The organism is Nocardia sp. NPDC060249 (assembly GCF_042728755.1).
Lineage (GTDB): Bacteria > Actinomycetota > Actinomycetes > Mycobacteriales > Mycobacteriaceae > Nocardia.
The window spans coordinates 312,881-333,999 of the sequence record NZ_JBHXAQ010000004.1; the positions used below are offsets into that span (position 1 = coordinate 312,881).

Here is a 21,119-nt window from a genome sequence, read left to right on the forward strand (position 1 = left end):
GGGTCAGTGCGCGCCGACGCGCGACGGCGGTTCCATCGATGCCGCCGCCAGGAGTTGGTCGAGCGCGCGCTCGACATCTTCCTTCCAGCCGTGATCGGAGTCGAGTTCCAGACGCAGCCGGGGGAAGCGGTGATGCGGGGCCACCACTTCGAAACCGACATCGGCGAGGAAATCCGCGTCGATCATGCAGGTTTCGGGAGTACACCTCGTCGCCGACGACGGGTCCCGCAGCGGCGCCGCGATCCGTTCCATCAGCCGCATCGACGAGCCGAAGCCGCGATCGGCCACCGAACTCGACGGTGGGCCGTTGCGAATACCGAAGGCCTCCAGCGCTCGCACGCCACGACGCACCAGATCGGCCACCACGGCCTGAACAAGGCGATGGGCTACATCGGCCTCATCGTAGGGGAATTCGGCCTGCAGCGTGGTCAGCAGGACCGCGTCCGGGCTTACGGGGGAGGTGGGGAACAGGGCGGAACGCGGCACGGCACTCGGGGGCGTGTACAGCGCGCAGCCCGCGAGGTTGTTGTCCACGTGGGCCACCTGCCCGCACGACCCCCACTCGAGCATCACCGTCGAAAGCCAGGCTTCCTTTTCGAAGACCGGATCGCTGAAGGCGTGCGAGTCCGCGGCGACGGCCGGGTCGAGCTCCCAGAACACACACCGCCGGGTGTGCGCCGGGAGCTGACCGAGCCCGTCGAGAGTCAAAGCCGTGACGCTGGTCGACACCGCTCTGTTCAGCCTCCAGCTGTCGGATTCATCCACGCTCACGCCACATCACTATCCACAGTACGTGCCGCCTCTTCCAGTCACAGTGACGTTTCGGGGCCGACTTGCTCCATCAGCGCCACGATGCGCTCGAGATCTTCGACGGACCCGAACTCGACAACGATCTTGCCCTTGTTCTTGCCGAGGCTGACCGTGACCCGGGTGTCGTAGGACCCCGAAAGTCTTTCGGCAACATCTTGCAGACCCGGCATGTGGATCGGTTTCCGTTTCGGCGCCGGGGGAGCGGCCGGCGAGGGCTCGCGGTTCGCGAGTTGCACCGCTTCCTCGGTAGACCGAACCGACATTCCCTCACGGACGATTCGTGCAGCCAACTCTTCCTGTGCGTCCGCGCCGGCATCCAAGCCGAGTAGCGCCCTGGCGTGCCCGGCCGAGAGCACCCCGGCGGCCACCCGACGCTGCACCGGAATCGGCAGCTTCAGCAAACGAATCATATTCGTCACCACCGGCCGCGAGCGACCGATTCGCGAAGCCAATTCCTCGTGCGTGACGTCGAACTCCTCGAGCAACTGCTGATAGGCCGCCGCCTCTTCGAGCGGGTTCAGCTGCACGCGATGGATGTTCTCCAAGAGCGCGTCGCGCAGCATCGAGCCGTCGTCGGTGTCCCGGATGATCGCCGGGATCGTGGCGAGTCCGGCCTCTTGGCATGCGCGCCAGCGGCGCTCGCCCATGACCAACTGGAACTTGTCGACGCCCGGTTCGACGCGGCGCACGACGATCGGCTGCATGAGACCGAACTCGCGAATCGAGTGCACGAGCTCCGCGAGTGCGTCTTCCTCGAAGACCTGACGCGGCTGCTTCGGGTTCGGCTCGATCAAATCCGCGGGCACCTCGCGGTACACCGCGCCGCCGGGGGAGACCAGATCGGATTCGGGCTCGGGCTCGGGTGCGGGCTCCGGTTCCGCGTCCGGAACACGATGCAGGAACGCCTCGGCCGGTTGGGGGCCGATCGGATTGATCCCGATCACGCTCGCGGCGGCACTGCTCAGGCCCGGCGCCACGGCCGGACCCGTCGGGATCAATGCGGCCAACCCGCGACCGAGACCGCCCTTTTTCGCCTGACTCATCGGCTACCGATCCCTTCCTCGTTCCAACTCACGCTTTAAGACGCGTCTTGCTTCAGCTGCGCACGAGCGGCGAGCTCGCGCCCCGCGTCCATGTAGCTCATCGCACCGCGCGAGCCTGGATCGTAATCGAGCACGGTCATCCCGTAGCCCGGCGCCTCCGAGACCTTCACGCTGCGCGGGATCATCGACTTGAGGACCGCGTCGCCGAAGTGGTTGCGTACCTCCTCGGCCACCTGGTCGGCCAGCTTGGTTCGGCCGTCGTACATCGTCAGCAGGACGGTCGACACGTGTAGCTCCGGGTTGAGGTGCGCCTGCACCAGCCCGATATTGCGCAGCAACTGTCCGACGCCCTCCAGCGCGTAGTACTCGCACTGGATCGGGATCAGCACCTCCTTGGCCGCCACGAGCGCGTTCACCGTGAGCAGACCGAGAGAGGGTGGGCAGTCGATCAACACGTAATCGATGTCGAAGCCGACCATGCCGGCCTCGCGGATCGCGGTCTTCAATCGACCTTCCCTGGCGACCATCGAGACCAGTTCGATCTCCGCACCGGCCAGGTCGATCGTGGCCGGGACACACAGCAGTCGCTCGCTGTGCGGGCTCACCTGGATCGCGTCCTTGACCGTCACTTCGCCGATCAGCAGCTCGTAGCTGGACGGCACACCCGAGTTGTGTGCGACGCCCAGCGCCGTACTCGCGTTCCCCTGCGGATCAAGATCGACCACGAGGACCGTCATTCCCTGGTGCGCTAGCGCCGCAGCGAGATTGACCGTCGTAGTCGTCTTACCGACGCCGCCCTTCTGGTTGGCGATAGTGATGATCCGTTGCTCGCGAGGTTTCGGCACAGTGACCTTTCCTGGATGCAGAATCTGGCTGGCGCGTTGCGCTTCCGCCGCGATCGGGGTCTCGGCCGGGGAGATATGCCCGAAAGGAGTATTCCCGAACGTCTCCGCGTCGAAGCTGCTGGAATCCAGCATCCCCGGGACCCGCGACGCTGTTTCCCGTGAAACATTCGCCGGACCGCTCGACATAGATTGCTCCTAACCCGAGAAACTTCAGATCACGTATCCCCGACGAACGTCGGCGCCGTGTCGTCACAAACTAACTGTGTCGGTGGAGAACTCGAAGACTCGAGGAGGGTGGCTCACTCCCGCCCGACTCTGACAGCTTGCCAGCCCCAAGACACTTAGGAAAGCTGAATCGCGGCACGCCGACAAGGACACACCCAACACTCACGAATTAACACCCGAGATCGATGTTTCACGGGAAACAACAGGGAAGTGGTCCACAAGAATCCGATGCCCGCCGCGCGTTCCGGCCCCCGCGGATCAGCCCCCTTCAACGGCTCCCACCCCCACCCATTCCCGAGCCAACCCGGTCAACATCCCAAGCCGAACACCAGGGCGAGCATCGTCAGCCCCCACCCAACATCCGTCCAAGCTGGCATCCGGCCCGCTGACATCTGGCCGGGCTGACGTCCGACCGGGCTGACGTCCGACCGGGCTGACATCCGACCGGGCTGACATCCGACCGGGCTGACATCCAGCCGGGCTGACATCACCAACAATCCCCAACTCCCACCCCTACCCGACTCCCAGCCGCACCCGCGAAGTCAGCACACCGACTGGCAATCCTCCACCCGCCCTACATCCCACCCGCTGCGCTCTACGGGCCGCACCGCCATCCTCACTCCAGCACCACCCCGCCCACCCAGACCGCCGGCGGACACCCCGCGCAACCAACCTCGAGCCCGCGGCAACCCGGCCCCGCCACCCTTGCCACCCTCAAGCCTCAGCCCAACCCCTCACCCAGACCACCACGCAACCACCCGCTCAGTTCCCGCAACTCCTCCGCCCCGCCACCCCACCCACCCCAAACATCGACCTGGCCTCCTCACCAATCACACCGTCGACCCCAGCTCCGCCATGACCGCACTCCCAACCCCGCACCCGCGACCCCTAGGGAGCGGCGGCCACGAAGTGGCCGGTCCGCGGCCGGGCCGCCGGTTAGCGCTCGAAGCGCATGCGCCGAAGGCGCGAGTCTCGAGCGCTAACCGGCGGCCCCTCAGGGCCGCGGACACGCGCGCGCCAGCGCGCCAACAAACACAGCCTCAAACCGTCCTGGGACTACCGAACACCCACTCCCAGCCACAAATCCCACCCGCACTCCCCATCACCCACGCACCCCGGAGTCAACGGAGAAGCGCCCCCAGCACCCCAAGCAATTCACCGCTCGCCCCGAGCCCATCTCACACAGCTCCACATGAATCATCGGCTCACAGCCCCACCCCATCTCACCGACATCCGACCCGCCTAGTTTCTGACCCCACCCCGACATGGACCGAACGACGCCCGATCACCACCGGACTATCTCCGCACCGATCTCCACACACCCAGCGGTCGACGAGCGTCCGACCGAACGAGTCGCCCGCGATGACCACCGTGGCGCTACTCAACTAGAGAAGCGGAACCCAGCCGCCGCCGAGAAGACCCGATGCCACACATCTTCCGATCGGACACCAACGCCCATTGCTGATCGGCAACACCCAACTGTCGAACACATTCGCTCTCGGCAACTTCCATCATAGGAAGTGCCACGACCAGATCTTCGCCCTCGACTTCGCCGACGCTCACCCCACCCAACGGACGCCCGACGATCACCCCGACCCGTGAGCCGAAGATCCGATCTCACCAGACCTGCCCCGACTCACAGCCAACGCACTTCCCGAACAGATGGCGTTCCCCGATTCAAACCGACCGAGCGAATCCACCACGACCAACCCGACTGGCGAAGTCCGCACGATGCACACAAAGTTCGATCAACAACGAAGAGGAGAGGGGTAGTCGCGTTCCACGTGAAACACTTCCACTCCCCGAACGCGACACCCATCCGCAACTACCAAGAATAGACCCGCCCCAAGCCCATGCAACGACCCTCGGCAAAATTCGTCACGTTACGAAACGCGCGAACCGGCTAGATGAAAGAGATTTCAGGTCGATCAGGATTCGCGACGCTTCCGAGCCTTCTTCTCCACTCCGGCGGCCTTCCGTTCACTGCGACGAGTCGGACGCTCGGCACGGGGGAGTAGTTCGGCACTGATGACAAGAGTGGGGATTTCCACGATGCCGGCGCCACACCCGACAACCCGGAGATCGGTCGCACCGTCACGAATCAGCTCGGCACCGTCGCGCTCGAGTTCTTCGGCGGCACTGGTTCCTTTGAGAGCAAGCATGCGACCGTGGTCGCGAAGAAGGGGGAGCGACCAGTGAGCGAGTTTGGCGAGCGGAGCCACCGCGCGCGAAGTGACGACATCCGCGCCGCCCGCTTCCTTGATCACGCCGGACTGCTCCGCCCGACCGCGAACCACCGTGACATCCAATCCCGCTTCTTCGATGAACTCGCTCAGGAAGATCGTCCGCCGCAGCAGCGGTTCCACGAGAGTGATGCGAAGGTCGGGCCGGGCGATCGCGAGGGGGATTCCGGGAAGTCCGGCACCGCTGCCGATATCGACCACCGAAGCGCCTTCATCGATCAGCTCGCCGATGACGGCACAGTTGAGAATGTGGCGCTCCCACAGCCGGGGAACCTCACGGGGACCGATCAGACCGCGTTCCACACCGGCAGTCGCCAGCGCCGCGTAGTACCGGCGGGCGATGTCCAATCGGTCACCGAACACGCGGGCAGCGGCGGCGGGCGGTTCCAGCTCGTCGGACGGCGCACCCAGTTCTCGTTCCACGTGAAACATCCTTCCGAGTGATGGCAATGAAAAAGCCCCCGGTCCGAGACCGGAGGCCTAATCACATCGTTCGTGGTTACGGCGGAAGTCAGCCTACTCGGGCACTACCACCACGTGACGATTCGGCTCGACGCCTTCGCTTTCGCTCGCCACACCATCGATATCGGCGACAGCGTCGTGCACGATCTTGCGCTCGAACGGAGTCATCGCGGACAGCGCCTCGGGTGCGCCCGACTCCAGCACCCGCTTCGCGGCGGCGACGCCGATCTCGCTCAGATCGGTCCGGCGCTGCGCACGCCAACCGGCCACATCGAGCATCAGCCGGCTACGCACGCCGGTCGCCTGCTGCACGGCGAGCCGGGTCAGCTCCTGCAGCGCGTCGAGCACTTCACCGTTGCGCCCGACGAGCTTGGTCAGATCACGGCCGCCGTCGATGCTCACGATGGCGCGGTCGCCCTCGACATCGAGGTCGATATCGCCGTCGAAGTCGAGCACGTCCAGTAGCTGCTCGAGGTAGTCGCCCGCGATCTCGCCCTCTTCGATCAACGCTTCTTCGGCGTCGTTCACGACGTCAGCAGCAGTCGTCGCCACAGTGGCGTCCCCTCCGTCGGTCTCGGTCTCAACAGTCATTGGATTCCCTCTATCCGATCGCGTCTCAGCGCTTACGCTTCTGGTTCGCACGGCCGCGGTTACCCGGCCGCTGCTGCCCGCCGGACTTGCGCTTGGCGCCGCCCTGCTTGGCCGACTGCTTGGCGGTGCCGTTGCTCGCGGCGGTGCCGTTGGTCGAGGACTGATCCTCGGCGGAGGCGTCCTGCACTCGCTTGCGGACGTCGACCGGCTTGGCACCGGGCTTGGGCGCATTCTGCGCACGCAGCTCCAGCTTCTTGGCCTTCTTTTCTTGCTCTTCCTTGTCCATCCGGCCGAACACCAGATGCTGCTGTCCGTAGGTCCAGATGTTGTTGGCCACCCAGTAGATCAGGATGCCGATCATCAGGAAGGGGCCACCGACCATCACGCCGAGTGGGAAGACCCACAGCGACAGCTTGTTCATGATGGCGGCCTGCGGGTTGGCGGCAGCTTCGGGCGTCTGCCGATTCACCGAAGCACGAGCGTTGAAGTGGGTCGCGAGACCGGCGATGATCATCAGCGGGACGGCGACCATCGCGATGTTGAGCTTGGTGGGCGTGCCACCCCAATCGGCGAACGCCTGCATCTCACTGGCGGGCGCGGTGATGAAGGACGCGATCGGCGCACCGAAGATGCGGGCGCTCAGGAACGACTGGACGTCGGTCGCGCTGAAGATGTAGTTCGCGGTGTGCGCGTTGTCGTAAGGCGACATGCCCAGCTGGCCCCAGCCGTGGCCGGTGCGGTTGAACGAACGCAGCACATGGAACAGACCGAGGAAGACCGGCACCTGCACCAGGACCGGCAGACAGCCCATGAGCGGGTTGAAGCCGTGCTCCTTCTGGAGCTTCTGCATCTCCTTCGCCATGGTCTCGCGGTCGTTCTTGTACTTCTTCTGCAGCTCCTTGATCTGAGGCTGCAGCTCTTGCATCTGTTTGGTTGTGCGTACCTGCTTGACGAACGGCTTGTACAGCACCAGGCGCAGCGTGAACACGAGGAACACGATCGCCAGCGCCCAAGTGAGACCGCTGTCAGGCCCGAACACAAAGCCGAAGGCCTTGTGCCAGAACCACAGAATTGCGGATACCGGCCAATAGATGATGTCGAGCACGGCTCTAGGTACTCCCGTCGTTCGTATCGCCGATCAGCGCGGGCGATGACTTTGTGCAGGCATTCGACCCGCGCTCTGGCACGGGATCCCACCCTCCAGGGTGCCAGGGCGCGCATTTCGCGAGCCGCACGACCGTGAGTGCCGATCCGACGACCAACCCGCGGGTACGCAAGGCAGTCACCGCGTACTCACTGCAGGTGGGGGTGAACCGGCAGATCGGCATCCGAGTGGGGGAGACATAGGTCCGGTAGAGCTCGATCAGGGCGATCAGGGCTTTCGCGGGCAGGCGGGTGAGGGTCCTCATCGCCGTTCACCGGCCGAGGTGCGACCGAGCGCAAGCTCCGGTTCCCCGCGCAAGCCGAGCTTGCGCAGGCCGGTGCGCAGCTGGCGCAGCAACTCGGCGGAATCGGCGGTGGCGGCGCCGGGCAGTGCCCGGATCACGACATCGGTGCCGACCGGCAGTTCATCGACCACCTGGGCGCACATATGACGCAGGCGGCGGGCCACCCGGTGGCGAACCACCGCGTTTCCCACCGCCTTGCTGACAATCAGTCCGAACCGAGGACCACCTACGCGGATCAGAGAACCGCCGTCGGCGACATCGTCGTACGCGTGCGTGAGCGCGTGTACGACGAGATCTCGCCTCCCGATTCGCTGACCGCGGCGCACCGTGCGGGAGAATTCGGCACGGTGGTGCAACCGATACGGCTCAGGCAACACCCGAGCGTCCGACTACGCGCGATCAGGCAGTCAGTTCGGTACGGCCCTTACGGCGACGCGCCGCAACGATGGCGCGGCCCGCACGGGTCCGCATCCGGAGACGGAAGCCGTGGACGCGCGCCCGACGACGGTTGTTCGGCTGGAACGTCCGCTTGCCCTTGGCCACGGTCAACACTCCTGTAGTAAGTGGGCACCATTCGGCGCCCGAAGTCTGTACAAATGATTTGTCTGCGCTGCGGACCGCGGTCTACGCACAGATTGCCTTGGCGATCGATGTGCAGCAGACAGCCGCCAACCGCGCCAAGGGGTGACTGTACGAGGGTACTTACCCCGAAGGGACGGGTCAAACTCGGCCCCCACGTACCTGTCACCGGCACAGGGTCAAGGCTACCGGACGCCTCGACAGGCCCGAGGCTCGGCGCTTGTTCGCCATGGACGGAACCCGACCAGGCACGACACGCCCGGGACACAGTGACGCATGCGGCCACTTTTCGTGAGTTCTTCCACACCCCTGGCGTTACGCGGCGCGGCCAGCTAGCCTCTGTAGCCGGGGGATTGCTGAAGAACCGCAGGTCCAGCCCCATTCACTGCCACACGCTGGCAGAATTCCTTTATCCCCAGGTTTGTCCACATCTGTGGATAATTATGTGGACAGACGGCCGCAGTGGCATATTCGTAAGGCCGTCGGTGCCCGCGCCGTAGTCCGCCGATCACCGGGCCACAGCGTTCGAACCGGCTTCGGTTGTACGCAGGATCACTGGATTACACCTGTTCACGGGTGCTTTCCGGCGTGCGCGAAGACCGTGGGCTCCAAACAAACCGGTCCGGGGAGGACGCTGTATGGACGACGAGCAGAACGTGCTGGCCACAGTGTGGCCGGAGGTGGTTGCCGAGCTCACCACCGGCTCTGCCGACGGCGCCATCCCCGCGGTGAGTCGTGCGCAGCAGGCCTGGTTGAAGCTGGTGAAGCCACTCACCGTCGCGCAGGGTTTCGCGTTGCTGTCGGTCCCGTCCTCGCTGGCGCAGGAGGCGATCGAGCGTGATCTGCGTGAGCCGATCCTGCGATCGCTCGGCCGTCGACTCGGTCCCCAGGTGGAAGGACTCGGGGTGCGCATCGCCGCGCCGAGCCCGGCCGCGGGGGAGCGGGCCGGTAGTTCGCCCCGCCACGCCAGGATGACGAGCAGGCCGGAGCGTCCGCGCGAGCAGGTGCGTCCGCCCGCCGGTTATCCCGGTCCCGATTTCAGTGTTCCCGATTACGCCGCCCGTGGTGAGTACGGCAGGCCGCGTTACGGCGCGGGCGAGTACCCCGGCCAGGGCAGCGAGTACGGCAACGACTATCAGTCGTCCCCCGACTATCCGGCCAACGGCGAGTACCCGAGCAGCTACGGCGGCCGTGAGTACCCCGGGCAGGCCGGCGAGTACGGCGAGCGCAACGACTACGCGGGGCACCGCGAGTACCCGGCCGAACCGGAGTACCAGCAGCAACAGGCCGAGTACCAGCAGAACCCGTCGGAATTCGGCCAGCAGCCGGAGTACCAGCAGGCACCGTCGGAGTACGGCCAGCAGCCGGAGTACCAGCAGCCGCCCTCCGAATACGGCCAGCAGCCGGAATACCAGCAGGCACCGTCCGATTTCAGCCAGTCCGCCGAGTACCAGGGCGACCGCAATGAGTTCCCCGGCACCGATTTCGAGCCGACCGCGCCGTACCCGGTCCCCGACTATCCCGGCGCCGAGTTCGGCGGCCGCGGTGAGTTCCGTGGCGCGCGTCCGGACCAGCGGGTCCCCGAGACCGCACCGCCCGCTCGCCGTGAGCAGGCCGCGGCACCGCGCCGCGACCACTCCGGCCAGGAGTCGCTGTTCACTCCCGACCCGGCGCCGCAGCGCGCGCCGAACCGCGGCAGGCCCTCCGAAGAGCCCGCCGCCGCTCGTGCCGAGGAGCCGAACGCCGAGGGCCAGGACACGCCGTTCCCCGGTCAGCCCGGTGCGCAGCCGGTCGACGACGAACCCGTGGTGAGCAACCGCAACAACTGGCCGACCTACTTCAACAAGTCGCCCGAGGCGCCGCCGCAGTCCTCCTCGTCGGCCAGTCTCAATGCCAAGTACACGTTCGAGACCTTCGTCATCGGCGCGTCCAACCGGTTCGCGCACGCCGCCGCGGTCGCCATCGCGGAGGCGCCCGCGCGCGCCTACAACCCGTTGTTCGTCTGGGGCGCTTCGGGATTGGGCAAAACGCACCTGCTGCACGCGGCGGGTCACTACGCGCAGCGGCTGTTCCCCGGCATGCGGGTGAAGTACGTCTCGACCGAGGAATTCACCAACGACTTCATCAACAGCCTGCGCGACGACCGCAAGGTCGCGTTCAAGCGTCGCTACCGCGAGACCGACATCCTGCTGGTCGACGACATCCAGTTCATCGAGGGCAAGGAAGGCATCCAGGAGGAGTTCTTCCACACCTTCAACACCCTGCACAACGCGAACAAGCAGATCGTGGTGTCCTCGGACCGCCCGCCCAAGCAGCTGGCCACTCTGGAGGAACGGCTGCGGACTCGCTTCGAGTGGGGCCTGATCACCGATGTGCAGCCGCCCGAGCTGGAGACTCGCATCGCGATTCTGCGCAAGAAGGCACGGATGGACCGGCTCGATGTGCCGCACGACGTGCTCGAGCTGATCGCGAGCCGGGTGGAGCGCAATATCCGCGAACTCGAGGGTGCGCTGATCCGGGTGACGGCGTTCGCCTCGCTCAACGGTCAGCCGCTCGACCTCTCGCTGGCCGAGGTGGTGCTGCGCGACCTGATGCCGGACACGGCGGCGCTGGAGATCAACGCGGCGACGATCATGGCCGTCACCGCCGAGTACTTCAACACCACGCTCGAGGAGCTGACCGGCCCGGGTAAGGCGCGTCCGCTGGCTCAGGCCAGGCAGATCGCGATGTACCTGTGCCGTGAGCTCACCGATCTGTCGCTGCCCAAGATCGGGCAGGCGTTCGGTCGAGACCACACCACGGTGATGTACGCGGAGAAAAAAGTCCGCAAGGAGATGACCGAGCGCCGTCGGGTCTACGACCAGGTCCAAGAACTCACAGCCCGAATCAAACAGCGCTCCCGCTGATTTCATCCCCAACCCGGAACACCGCCCTGACCTGGGGCGGTGTTCTTTTTTGCCCTGGGGATTCCTCGAGGAATTCCTGTGGATTCCTCGAGGAATCCACACCTTTGTGCACCGGTCGGTGCACAGGGTGTTGGGCGAGGGTGTGCAGCGTTCATGCACAGGCAGTTGTCCACATCATCCACAAGACGCTCCACTAACACCTGTGCACTAGCGGTGACCTGCGATGTCACCGAATCCGGCCTGTGGATTCCTCGAGGAGTCCCTGTGGAGTCCTCGAGGAATCCACACCGTTGCCACCAGGCTGACCCGACGTGTGAACAACTGGGTGAATCCGGTGGAACAACTCGAGGACAACTCGAGGATGGAATGGGGACAACTTCACGCCTCCACAGCCACCGCTGATTCATCCTCGAGTCACCCCAAGGCCATCCCCATGCCACCAAGCGCTCTGACCTGCGGATTCGGTCGAAATCCACAGATTCCACAGTGCCTACTACTACTTCAGTTCTCCTTCTAGAGAGAACTCTTTTAAAACAGGGTGTGTGGAAACTCGGTTGGGGAGGCTCGAGTCGGGCGGTCGTTCACTCACAAGCGGGCAAGGAGGAACGGGGTGCTCAGACGAGCAGGAATCGACCGGGAGGGTCGATGCGGAGTTCGCGCACTGCACGGGTACCGTTTGGTTGTCGGTTGGTTGTGCGAGACTCAAGGCGCGGCCGACACAGCAGTTCAACTCCGCTGACACACACCCGCACACGGATTCGAAACTCGGAGAGGACAAATCGGGCGATGGAGCTTGCGAGCATGAAGTTTCGGGTCGCCCGAGAGGACTTCGCCGAATCGGTGGCCTGGGTGGCGCGCAGTCTCCCGTCCCGGCCTCCGGTGCCTGTACTCGGCGGTGTGTTGCTGGTGGCCGACGAGAACGGCCTGACGGTCTCCGGGTTCGACTACGAGGTCTCCGCGCAGATGCGCGTGGCGGCCGAGGTCGCCGGTCCCGGCCAGGTGCTGGTCTCGGGCCGCCTGCTCGCCGACATCACCAAGTCGCTGTCGAACAAGCCGGTCGATGTCTCCGTCGACGGCACCCGTGTGCTCATCGCCTGCGGCAGCGCGAAATTCTCCCTGCCGACCATGCCGGTCGAGGACTATCCCCAGCTGCCCGAGGTGCCGCAGCAGACCGGTGAACTCACCGTCGACGTGTTCGCCGAGGCGGTCGGCCAGGTCGCCGTCGCCGCCGGCCGCGACGACACCCTGCCGATGCTCACCGGCATCCGGGTCGAGATCGAGGGCAACGACGTGGTGCTCGCCGCCACCGACCGCTTCCGGCTCGCGGTGCGCCATCTGCAGTGGCAGCCCACCCGCTCCGATATCGAGACCGCGGTGCTCATTCCCGCGCGCACGCTGTCGGAGGCCGCCAAGACGCTCGGTGCCGCCGAGGCGCCCGTGCAGCTGTCGCTGGGTAGTGGGGGCGGCGCCGACGGCCTGCTCGGCATCGTCAACGGCGGCAGGCGGACCACCACCCGACTGCTCGACGCGGAATTCCCCAAGTTCCGCCAATTGCTCCCCAAGGAGCACACCTCCATCGCCACCCTGCCCGTCGCCGTGCTGTCCGAGGCGATCAAGCGAGTCGCCCTGGTGGCCGAGCGCGGTGCCCAGGTGCGGCTCGAGTTCTCCACAGACGGCGTACTGCTGTCGGCGGGTGGGGACGACGCGGGCCGGGCCGAGGAATGGCTGGAAGCCGATTTCCGCGGCGAACCGCTCACCATCGCGTTCAACCCCGGCTACCTCACCGAGGGCCTGGCCGCGCTGCACACCGACCGGGTCACCTTCGGGTTCACCACCCCCAGCCGTCCCGCGGTGCTGCTGCCCGCCTCCGACGAGGAGCCCAAGGTGCTCGAGTCGGGCGCGTTCGCGGCGCTGGAGAGCCAGTACATCTACCTGTTGATGCCGGTCCGGCTGCCCGGCTGAGCAGGCAGGGGCGGCTAGTCCTCCATGTTCATCCGTGAGCTGTCGGTCCGTGATTTCCGTTCGTGGGAACATGCCGATCTCGAGTTGTCCCCAGGGCGCACAGTGCTCCTGGGGGCGAATGGCAACGGCAAGACGAATCTGCTCGAGGCCGTCGGTTATCTGGCGACGCTCGGCTCGCACCGGGTCTCCGCCGACGCGCCGCTGATCCGGATGGGCGCCACCCAGGCCAGGATCGGGGCCACCGTGGTGAACACCGGGCGGGAACTGCGCGTGGATGTGGAACTCAAGGCGGGCAGCGCCAACCGCGCGCAGATCAATCGCTCGCCGGTGCGCCGCTCGCGCGAGATCCTGGGAATTCTGCAGACCGTGTTGTTCGCGCCGGAGGATCTGGCGCTGGTACGTGGGGATCCGGGGGAGCGGCGCCGGTTCCTCGACGAGTTGTCCACAGCCCGGTTGCCCAGGCTCGCCGGCGTGCGCGCCGACTACGACAAGGTGTTGCGGCAGCGCTCGGCGCTGTTGAAAACCGCTGGGCGCCACACGCGTTCACGTGCCGATCTGGGCACCCTCGACGTGTGGGACGGGCACCTCGCCGATCACGCGGCCGTATTGCTCGCCGAACGATTGCGCCTGGTCCACGACCTGTATCCCCATCTGTCCCAGGCATATCGGTCGATCGCACCCGAATCACGTCCTGCCGCAATCACTTACCGCTCCGGCTATCTCCCACCGGAACTCCTCGATCCGGCCAGGGCGCCCGAGGCCGGTGATGCACAGCTGCTGCACGAGATCATGCTGCGTGAGCTGGCCGCCGCCAGGAATCGGGAACTCGATCGCGGGGTCTGTCTGGTCGGCCCGCATCGCGACGATCTGGAGTTGCTCCTCGGCAGCGCGCCCGCGAAGGGATTCGCCAGTCACGGGGAGTCCTGGTCGTTCGCCCTCGCGCTGCGGTTGGCCTCGTTCGAGCTGTTGCGTGGTGAAGGCTCCGAACCGGTGCTGCTGCTCGACGACGTGTTCGCCGAGCTCGACCGCCGTCGTCGCACCGCGCTCGCGGAGGTGGCCGCGGGTGCCGAGCAGGTCTTGATCACGGCCGCGGTGGCCGAGGACGTGCCGCCGGAACTGGCCGCGGAACCGCTGCGTGTGCACACGAGCGGCGAGGCGGACCGCCGTACCTCACAGATAGTCCCCGAGGTCGTCCAACACGCCGAAGATATGCACAGATCGCGATAGTTATCCCCAGCCCCTGTGGAAAACCGGCAACATGCTGGATATATGCCGGATCGGTGTTCGACGAGCCCGTCGGCGCCCCGGCGTAGACTCCATCCACACTCGGCCACCCTCGACACCGGAAGGCGGAAACCCGTGCCGGAAGAACCCGCACCGGAACTGCGCGGCATCGATCTGGCCCGCCGGGCGCTCGAGGAGGCACGGGCCGCGGCCAAGGCCAGTGGCAAGTCCGTCGGGCAGGGCAGGGCATCGCCGGTGCGCAAGCTGCGGGCCGGTGGCAGGCGCCGTAGCGGCTGGTCCGGGTCGGGTCCCGATGCCCGTGATCCCCAGCTCCTCGGCGCGCTCAGCGGCACGCTCGCGAAGAATCGTGGCTGGTCAGGCAAGGTAGCCGAGGGCACGGTGTTCGGCAGCTGGCCGCGGGTGGTCGGTGAGGACATCGCCTCCCACGCCACTCCGGTGACCCTGGAGAACGGTGTGCTCAAGATCGCCGCCGAGTCCACCGCGTGGGCCACCCAGCTGCGCATGTTGCAGAGCCAGATCCTGGCCAAGATCAATGCCGCGGTGGGTCATGGAGTGGTCACGTCCTTGCGCATCACCGGCCCTGCCGCGCCGAGCTGGCGCAAGGGCGATCGCCACATCAAGGGCCGTGGCCCGCGCGATACCTACGGGTAGCCGCGCGATGACCGGGGTGAGATCCGTTGCGCCCACGCCGCTCCCGCGCCCCGAGTTGTGGACATGTGCACAGAGCCTGTGGATAACTTCGAGGCGATGTGGACACCGGTGACTCGCCGGGAACCCCGCACATCTCGCGTCTCCCGGCCGCCGGTCCGGCGACGGACCCTATTCGCGCCTACGATCGGCAAAATGCTCGGGGAGGCGGAAGCGTCTCGGCGGTTGCCGATTTCTCGCATTCACGGCGAAGCCAGGGGTGTCGTAGGTGCACTGTAAGTTGGGCTTACCAGTAGGATGGTGACGTAACCAGCGGCGAACCCTCGGCGCGTGCTGTGCAGTCCGTGATATCTGATGGCTCTTCGGGGCCGTGCGCGTGCTGCCCGGATCGCTGCGCCAGGGATCAGCAAGTAAGGAGAGCTACCGAGAAGTGGCTGCCAACGACTCCAACGCATCGGGCAACAATTCAGGCTACGGTGCCTCTTCCATCACGGTCCTCGAAGGCCTCGAGGCGGTGCGCAAGCGCCCTGGCATGTACATCGGTTCCACCGGTGAACGTGGTCTGCATCACCTCATCTGGGAGGTTGTGGACAACTCGGTCGATGAGGCGATGGCCGGCTACGCCACCAAGGTCGAGGTGACCTTGCTCGCCGACGGCGGTGTCGAGGTGATCGACGACGGTCGTGGCATCCCGGTCGGGATGCACGCCCAGGGCGTGCCCACGATCGAGGTCGTCATGACCCAGCTGCACGCCGGTGGCAAGTTCGACTCCGACTCCTACGCGGTGTCGGGTGGTCTGCACGGTGTCGGTATCTCGGTGGTGAACGCGCTCTCGACCAAGGTCGAGGTCGAGATCGACGTCGACGGCTACCACTGGACCCAGACCTACAAGGACGCCAAGCCGGGCAAGCTCGCGCAGGGCGAGGCGACCAAGGCCACCGGCACCACGGTGCGGTTCTGGGCCGATCCGGACATCTTCGAGACCACGACCTACAACTTCGAGACCGTGGCGCGGCGCCTGCAGGAGATGGCCTTCCTGAACAAGGGCCTCACCATCAAGCTCACCGACGAGCGGGTCGCCGAGGGCGACGTCATCGACGAGGTGGTCAGTGAGACCGCCGAGGCGCCCAAGGACGCCGAGGTGGTCGCCGCGGAAGCGGCCGAGCACAAGGTGAAGACCCGCACCTATCACTACCCGGGCGGTCTGGTGGACTTCGTCCGCCACATCAACCGCACCAAGTCGGCCATCCACAACTCGGTCGTCGGCTACACGGTCAAGGGCACCGGCCACGAGCTCGAGGTCGCGATGCAGTGGAACTCGGGTTACTCCGAGTCGGTTCACACCTTCGCCAACACGATCAACACCCACGAGGGCGGCACCCACGAGGAGGGCTTCCGCGCGGCGCTCACCACGGTGGTCAACAAGTACGCCAAGGAGAAGAAGCTCCTCAAGGAGAAGGACGGCAACCTCACCGGTGACGACATCCGCGAGGGCTTGGCCGCCATCGTGAGCGTCAAGGTCGGCGAACCGCAGTTCGAGGGCCAGACCAAGACCAAGCTCGGCAACACCGAGGTCAAGTCGTTCGTGCAGCGTGCCTGCAACGAGCACCTGCAGCACTGGTTCGAGGCCAATCCGGCCGACGCGAAGACCATCGTGCAGAAGGCGGTGTCCTCGGCGCAGGCCCGGATGGCCGCCCGTAAGGCGCGGGAGCTGGTGCGTCGCAAGTCGGCGACCGACCTGGGCGGGCTGCCGGGCAAGCTGGCCGACTGCCGGTCCAAGGACCCGGGCAAGTGCGAGATCTACATCGTCGAGGGCGACTCCGCCGGTGGCTCGGCGAAGTCGGGCCGCGACTCGATGTACCAGGCGATCCTGCCGCTGCGCGGCAAGATCATCAATGTCGAGAAGGCCCGCATCGACCGCGTCCTCAAGAACAACGAGGTCCAGTCGATCATCACCGCGTTCGGCACCGGTATCCACGACGAGTTCGATATCGCCAAGCTGCGCTACAACAAGATCATCCTGATGGCCGACGCCGACGTGGACGGTCAGCACATCGCGACGCTGCTGCTCACGCTGCTGTTCCGCTTCATGCGTCCGCTGGTCGAGCACGGTCACGTGTTCCTGGCCCAGCCGCCGCTGTACAAGCTCAAGTGGATGCGTTCGGACCCGGAGTTCGCCTACTCCGACCGTGAGCGCGACGCGCTGATCGAAGCCGGCCTCGCCGCGGGCAAGAAGATCAACAAGGACGACGGCGTCCAGCGCTACAAGGGTCTGGGCGAGATGAACGCCAAGGAACTGTGGGAAACCACGATGGACCCCGCGGTTCGGGTGCTTCGTCAGGTGACGCTCGACGACGCGGCCGCGGCCGACGAGCTGTTCTCCGTGCTGATGGGCGAGGACGTGGAGGCACGTCGCAGCTTCATCACCCGCAATGCCAAGGACGTCCGTTTCCTCGATGTGTAAGCGGCGCTGCGCCTGTGGGCGCGCCCGCTCGCATGTCGGCCCCTCGAAGGAGATTTGATGACTGAGACCACGCTGCCACCGTCCGGCGGTGCGGGCGACCGGACCGAACCGGTCGATATCCAGACCGAAATGCAGAACAGCTACATCGACTACGCGATGAGCGTGATCGTGGGCCGCGCGCTGCCCGATGTGCGCGACGGCCTCAAGCCGGTGCACCGGCGCGTGCTCTACGCGATGTACGACAACGGCTACCGCCCCGATCGCGGCTATGTGAAGTCCGCGCGTCCGGTCGCCGAGACCATGGGTAACTACCACCCGCACGGCGACTCGTCGATCTACGACACTCTCGTGCGCATGGCCCAGCCGTGGTCGCTGCGCTACCCGCTGGTCGACGGACAGGGCAACTTCGGTTCTCGCGGCAACGACGGCGCGGCCGCCATGCGGTACACCGAGTGCCGCCTGACGCCGCTCGCGATGGAGATGCTGCGCGATATCGACCAGGAGACGGTCGATTTCGTCCCGAACTACGACGGTCGCTCGCAGGAGCCGACCGTGCTGCCCGCGCGCGTGCCCGCCCTGCTGATGAACGGCTCCAACGGCATCGCGGTCGGCATGGCCACCAACATCCCGCCGCACAACCTCAACGAGCTGGCCGAGGCCATCTACTGGGCGCTGGAGAACTACGAGGCCGACGAGGAATCCACCCTCGCCGCCTGCATGGAACGGGTCAAGGGTCCCGACTTCCCGACCCACGGCCTGATCGTGGGCGGTCAGGGCATCCACGACGCCTACACCACCGGTCGCGGTTCGATCCGGATGCGCGGTGTGGTCGAGATCGAGGAAGACGCGCGTGGCCGCACCACGATCGTCATCACCGAGCTGCCGTACCAGGTCAATACCGACAACTTCGTCAACTCCATCGCCGAGCAGGTGAAGGACGCGAAGATCGCGGGTATCTCGGATATCCACGACGAGTCCTCCGACCGTGTCGGCATGCGCATCGTGGTCACGGTGAAGCGTGACGCGGTGGCCAAGGTGGTGCTGAACAACCTCTACAAGCACACCCAGCTGCAGACCAGCTTCGGCGCGAACATGCTCTCCATCGTGGACGGCGTCCCGCGCACGCTGCGACTGGATCAGATGATTCGCTACTACGTGAATCACCAGCTCGAGGTCATCGTCCGGCGCACCCGCTACCTGCTGCGCAAGGCCGAGGAGCGGGCCCACATCCTGCGCGGCCTGGTCAAGGCGCTGGACATGCTCGACCAGGTCATCGCGTTGATCCGCGGGGCGGCCAACACCGATACCGCGCGCACCGGCCTGATGCAGCTGCTCGACATCGACGAGATCCAGTCGACCGCCATCCTCGACATGCAGCTGCGTCGTCTGTCGGCCCTGGAACGTCAGCGCATCATCGACGATCTGGCCAAGATCGAGATCGAGATCGCCGACTACAAGGACATTCTCGAAAAGCCCGAGCGTCAGCGCGCGATCGTGCGCGACGAGCTGGCCGAGATCGTCGAGAAGTACGGCGACGACCGCCGGACCAGGATCATCGCCGCCGACGGTGACGTCGCCGACGAGGATCTGATCGCGCGCGAAGACGTGGTGGTCACGATCACCGAGACCGGCTACGCCAAGCGCACCAAGACCGACCTCTACCGCTCGCAGAAGCGTGGCGGCAAGGGCGTGATGGGCGCCGGCCTCAAGCAGGACGACATCGTCAAGCACTTCTTCGTGTCGTCCACGCACGACTGGCTGCTGTTCTTCACCAACAAGGGTCGTGTCTACCGGGCCAAGGCCTATGAGCTGCCCGAGGCCAACCGGACCGCGCGCGGTCAGCACGTGGCCAACCTGCTCGCCTTCCAGCCGGACGAGAAGATCGCCCAGATCATCCAGCTCAAGACCTACGAGGACGCGCCGTACCTCGTGCTCGCGACACGCGCGGGCCTGGTGAAGAAGTCGAAACTCACCGATTTCGACTCCAACCGCTCCGGCGGCATCGTCGCGGTGAACCTGCGCGATGACGACGAATTGGTCGGTGCGGTGCTCTGCTCGTCCGACGATGACCTGCTCCTGGTCTCGGCGCACGGTCAGTCGATCCGCTTCGCGGCGACCGATGAGGCGCTGCGTCCGATGGGTCGCGCCACCTCTGGCGTGCAGGGCATGCGCTTCAACACCGACGACGAGCTGCTCTCGCTCAATGTGGTGCGTTTGGAGACATATCTGCTGGTCGCGACGGCCGGCGGGTACGCGAAGCGGACCGCGATCGAGGAGTACACCGCGCAGGGACGTGGCGGAAAAGGCGTATTGACAATCCAATACGATCCGAAGCGTGGCAGCCTGGTGGGTGCGCTCATCGTCGACGACGAGGACGAGTTGTACGCGATCACTTCCAGTGGTGGCGTCATCCGCACCGCAGCCAAGCAGGTTCGTAAGGCCGGACGCCAGACCAAGGGCGTGCGATTGATGAACCTCGCGGATGGCGATACCTTGCTAGCGATCGCGCGCAACGCCGACGAGCCCGATCCCGATCAGCTCCTCGGCGACGTGGCTTCGGAGTAACACACCAAATAGCGGCGGCAACGAACGGATCTGAGGATTCCATTGACCACACCGAATCAGTCGAACGACGATCGGAACCAGACCAACGGCGTCACCGAGCGGATCGCCACGTCTCCGATCCCGCCGCGGCCGATCCCACGCCAGGGCGGTCCGGCCGAGGGCGCGGCGCCGGAATCCGGTGCGGCCGGGACCGATTCGTTCGACGGCAAGGGCAGCAAATCCTCGCCCTACCAGGACGGGTGGGCTCAGCTTCCGCAGCGTGAACCGCAGTCGAACCTGTACCGGCCCGGCGAATCGCCGAGTCAGGGGCGGCCTTCGTCCGGGGCATCGGGCAACGGCGGTCTCAAGGGCAGTGGGGCGTCCAACGCCCGCACCACTGCCGACCTGGCGGCCAAGGCGGCGCGCAAGGAAGCGGCGATGGTGAAGTCCGTCGGGATCGACGGGCCGACCCGCAGTATCGCGCGTCCGGAACTGGTCAAGGACATGCCCGACCTGTCCGACGTGCGCCACCCCGCACCCGAGGCGCCGGTGGCGCCGCCCGGACTACCGATGGCGCCGCAGCCCCAGCACAACATGGGGCCGAGCGCGCGGGCAGCCGCGGCGGGTAGCGTCTCGCCCGCGGTTCCGGTGGCCATCGCGGCCGCCGCGTCGGGTGAGCCACTACGCGCGACCGTGCAGATCCGCCGGATCGACCCGTGGTCGACGCTGAAGATCACCCTGGTGATCAGTGTCGCGCTGTTCTTCGTGTGGATGCTGGCCGTCGGCCTGCTCTACATCGTGCTGGCGGGCATGGGCGTGTGGGACAACCTGGACAACTCGCTGGGCGAGATGCTGAACCAGGAGGGCAGCTCGTCGAGCCTGATCGACGCGGGCACGGTGTTCGGCTACGCGGGTGTGATCGGCCTGATCAACGTGGTGCTGTTCACCGCGCTGGCCACGGTCGGCGTGTTCATCTACAACCAGTGCTGCGATCTGGTCGGCGGCATCCAGATAACCCTGGCCGATCCCGACTAGGAGCAGGTTTCCGGTACGGCCGGTCGGTCCCAGGAAACTGGGTCTGACCGGCCGTTTTGGTTATCGGCA

At 65.9% G+C, this 21,119-nt stretch carries 16 protein-coding genes; 7 read left to right on the forward strand and 9 right to left on the reverse strand.

Translation table 11 applies throughout. The features are described 5' to 3' along the window. Positions 1–3 precede the first annotated feature (3 nt). The 9 genes from ACFWFP_RS18375 to rpmH all read right to left on the reverse strand — a co-directional run bounded on the left by ACFWFP_RS18375 (position 4) and on the right by rpmH (position 8,210). The gene (locus ACFWFP_RS18375) at positions 4–729 is read right to left on the reverse strand and encodes a GNAT family N-acetyltransferase (protein WP_379296820.1); all 726 of its coding nucleotides are present in this window, start codon (positions 727–729) and stop codon (positions 4–6) included. Between the two features lie 80 nt (positions 730–809). Beyond that, the gene (locus ACFWFP_RS18380) at positions 810–1,853 is read right to left on the reverse strand and encodes a ParB/RepB/Spo0J family partition protein (RefSeq protein ID WP_379296476.1); all 1,044 of its coding nucleotides are present in this window, start codon (positions 1,851–1,853) and stop codon (positions 810–812) included. Positions 1,854–1,888: 35 nt separating this feature from the next. Then, on the reverse strand, positions 1,889–2,884 hold the full coding sequence (locus ACFWFP_RS18385) for a ParA family protein (protein ID WP_379296478.1): 996 nt from the start codon (positions 2,882–2,884) through the stop codon (positions 1,889–1,891). Between the two features lie 1,967 nt (positions 2,885–4,851). After that, complete coding sequence (gene rsmG, locus ACFWFP_RS18390; protein WP_379296480.1) at positions 4,852–5,598, reverse strand: 16S rRNA (guanine(527)-N(7))-methyltransferase RsmG; 747 nt, start codon at positions 5,596–5,598, stop codon at positions 4,852–4,854. A gap of 84 nt (positions 5,599–5,682) precedes the next feature. Further along, positions 5,683–6,219 (reverse strand): protein jag, encoded by a 537-nt coding sequence (locus ACFWFP_RS18395; RefSeq protein WP_379296482.1) that lies wholly within the window; start codon positions 6,217–6,219, stop codon positions 5,683–5,685. Between the two features lie 25 nt (positions 6,220–6,244). Continuing rightward, a complete protein-coding gene (gene yidC, locus ACFWFP_RS18400) occupies positions 6,245–7,324 on the reverse strand; it encodes a membrane protein insertase YidC (protein WP_379296484.1) in 1,080 nt (359 codons plus the stop codon). Between the two features lie 4 nt (positions 7,325–7,328). Further along, positions 7,329–7,628 (reverse strand): membrane protein insertion efficiency factor YidD, encoded by a 300-nt coding sequence (gene yidD / locus ACFWFP_RS18405; protein WP_101465063.1) that lies wholly within the window; start codon positions 7,626–7,628, stop codon positions 7,329–7,331. Further along, the gene (rnpA, locus tag ACFWFP_RS18410; RefSeq protein ID WP_379296486.1) at positions 7,625–8,044 is read right to left on the reverse strand and encodes a ribonuclease P protein component; all 420 of its coding nucleotides are present in this window, start codon (positions 8,042–8,044) and stop codon (positions 7,625–7,627) included. The genes yidD and rnpA overlap by 4 nt, the downstream gene beginning before the upstream one ends. A 22-nt stretch (positions 8,045–8,066) precedes the next feature. After that, positions 8,067–8,210, reverse strand: coding sequence for a 50S ribosomal protein L34 (gene rpmH / locus ACFWFP_RS18415; RefSeq protein WP_082843828.1), 144 nt, complete (start codon positions 8,208–8,210; stop codon positions 8,067–8,069). A 674-nt stretch (positions 8,211–8,884) separates the two neighbouring features. Here rpmH and dnaA point away from each other — a divergent pair. The 7 genes from dnaA (at position 8,885) to ACFWFP_RS18450 (ending at position 21,050) form a co-directional block, all read left to right on the forward strand. Further along, positions 8,885–11,152 carry a chromosomal replication initiator protein DnaA gene (gene dnaA, locus ACFWFP_RS18420; RefSeq protein WP_379296488.1) on the forward strand — a complete coding sequence of 756 codons (2,268 nt, stop codon included), beginning with the start codon at positions 8,885–8,887 and terminating at the stop codon, positions 11,150–11,152. A gap of 786 nt (positions 11,153–11,938) precedes the next feature. Beyond that, entirely contained in the window at positions 11,939–13,114 is a 1,176-nt protein-coding gene (dnaN, locus tag ACFWFP_RS18425; RefSeq protein ID WP_056822597.1) for a DNA polymerase III subunit beta, read from the forward strand. Between the two features lie 24 nt (positions 13,115–13,138). Then, entirely contained in the window at positions 13,139–14,341 is a 1,203-nt protein-coding gene (recF, locus tag ACFWFP_RS18430; RefSeq protein WP_379296490.1) for a DNA replication/repair protein RecF, read from the forward strand. A gap of 132 nt (positions 14,342–14,473) precedes the next feature. Continuing rightward, positions 14,474–15,010, forward strand: a complete 537-nt coding sequence (locus ACFWFP_RS18435) for a DUF721 family protein (RefSeq protein WP_245914449.1) — start codon at positions 14,474–14,476, stop codon at positions 15,008–15,010. A 427-nt stretch (positions 15,011–15,437) separates the two neighbouring features. Next, positions 15,438–17,471 (forward strand): DNA topoisomerase (ATP-hydrolyzing) subunit B, encoded by a 2,034-nt coding sequence (gene gyrB, locus ACFWFP_RS18440; RefSeq protein WP_379296493.1) that lies wholly within the window; start codon positions 15,438–15,440, stop codon positions 17,469–17,471. A gap of 57 nt (positions 17,472–17,528) precedes the next feature. Continuing rightward, a complete protein-coding gene (gene gyrA / locus ACFWFP_RS18445) occupies positions 17,529–20,036 on the forward strand; it encodes a DNA gyrase subunit A (protein ID WP_379296495.1) in 2,508 nt (835 codons plus the stop codon). 42 nt (positions 20,037–20,078) lie between these two features. Then, positions 20,079–21,050 (forward strand): DUF3566 domain-containing protein, encoded by a 972-nt coding sequence (locus tag ACFWFP_RS18450; protein WP_379296497.1) that lies wholly within the window; start codon positions 20,079–20,081, stop codon positions 21,048–21,050. The last annotated feature ends 69 nt before the right edge of the window (positions 21,051–21,119 follow it).

Coding starts and splice junctions, on each gene's coding strand:
- ACFWFP_RS18385 (WP_379296478.1), bottom strand. CDS start 2,884: ATGTCGAGCGGTCCGGCGAATGTTTCACGGGAAACAGCGTCGCGGGTC.
- yidD (WP_101465063.1), bottom strand. CDS start 7,628: ATGAGGACCCTCACCCGCCTGCCCGCGAAAGCCCTGATCGCCCTGATC.
- recF (WP_379296490.1), top strand. CDS start 13,139: ATGTTCATCCGTGAGCTGTCGGTCCGTGATTTCCGTTCGTGGGAACAT.
- dnaN (WP_056822597.1), top strand. CDS start 11,939: ATGGAGCTTGCGAGCATGAAGTTTCGGGTCGCCCGAGAGGACTTCGCC.
- ACFWFP_RS18395 (WP_379296482.1), bottom strand. CDS start 6,219: ATGACTGTTGAGACCGAGACCGACGGAGGGGACGCCACTGTGGCGACG.
- rsmG (WP_379296480.1), bottom strand. CDS start 5,598: ATGTTTCACGTGGAACGAGAACTGGGTGCGCCGTCCGACGAGCTGGAA.
- ACFWFP_RS18380 (WP_379296476.1), bottom strand. CDS start 1,853: ATGAGTCAGGCGAAAAAGGGCGGTCTCGGTCGCGGGTTGGCCGCATTG.
- dnaA (WP_379296488.1), top strand. CDS start 8,885: ATGGACGACGAGCAGAACGTGCTGGCCACAGTGTGGCCGGAGGTGGTT.
- gyrA (WP_379296495.1), top strand. CDS start 17,529: ATGACTGAGACCACGCTGCCACCGTCCGGCGGTGCGGGCGACCGGACC.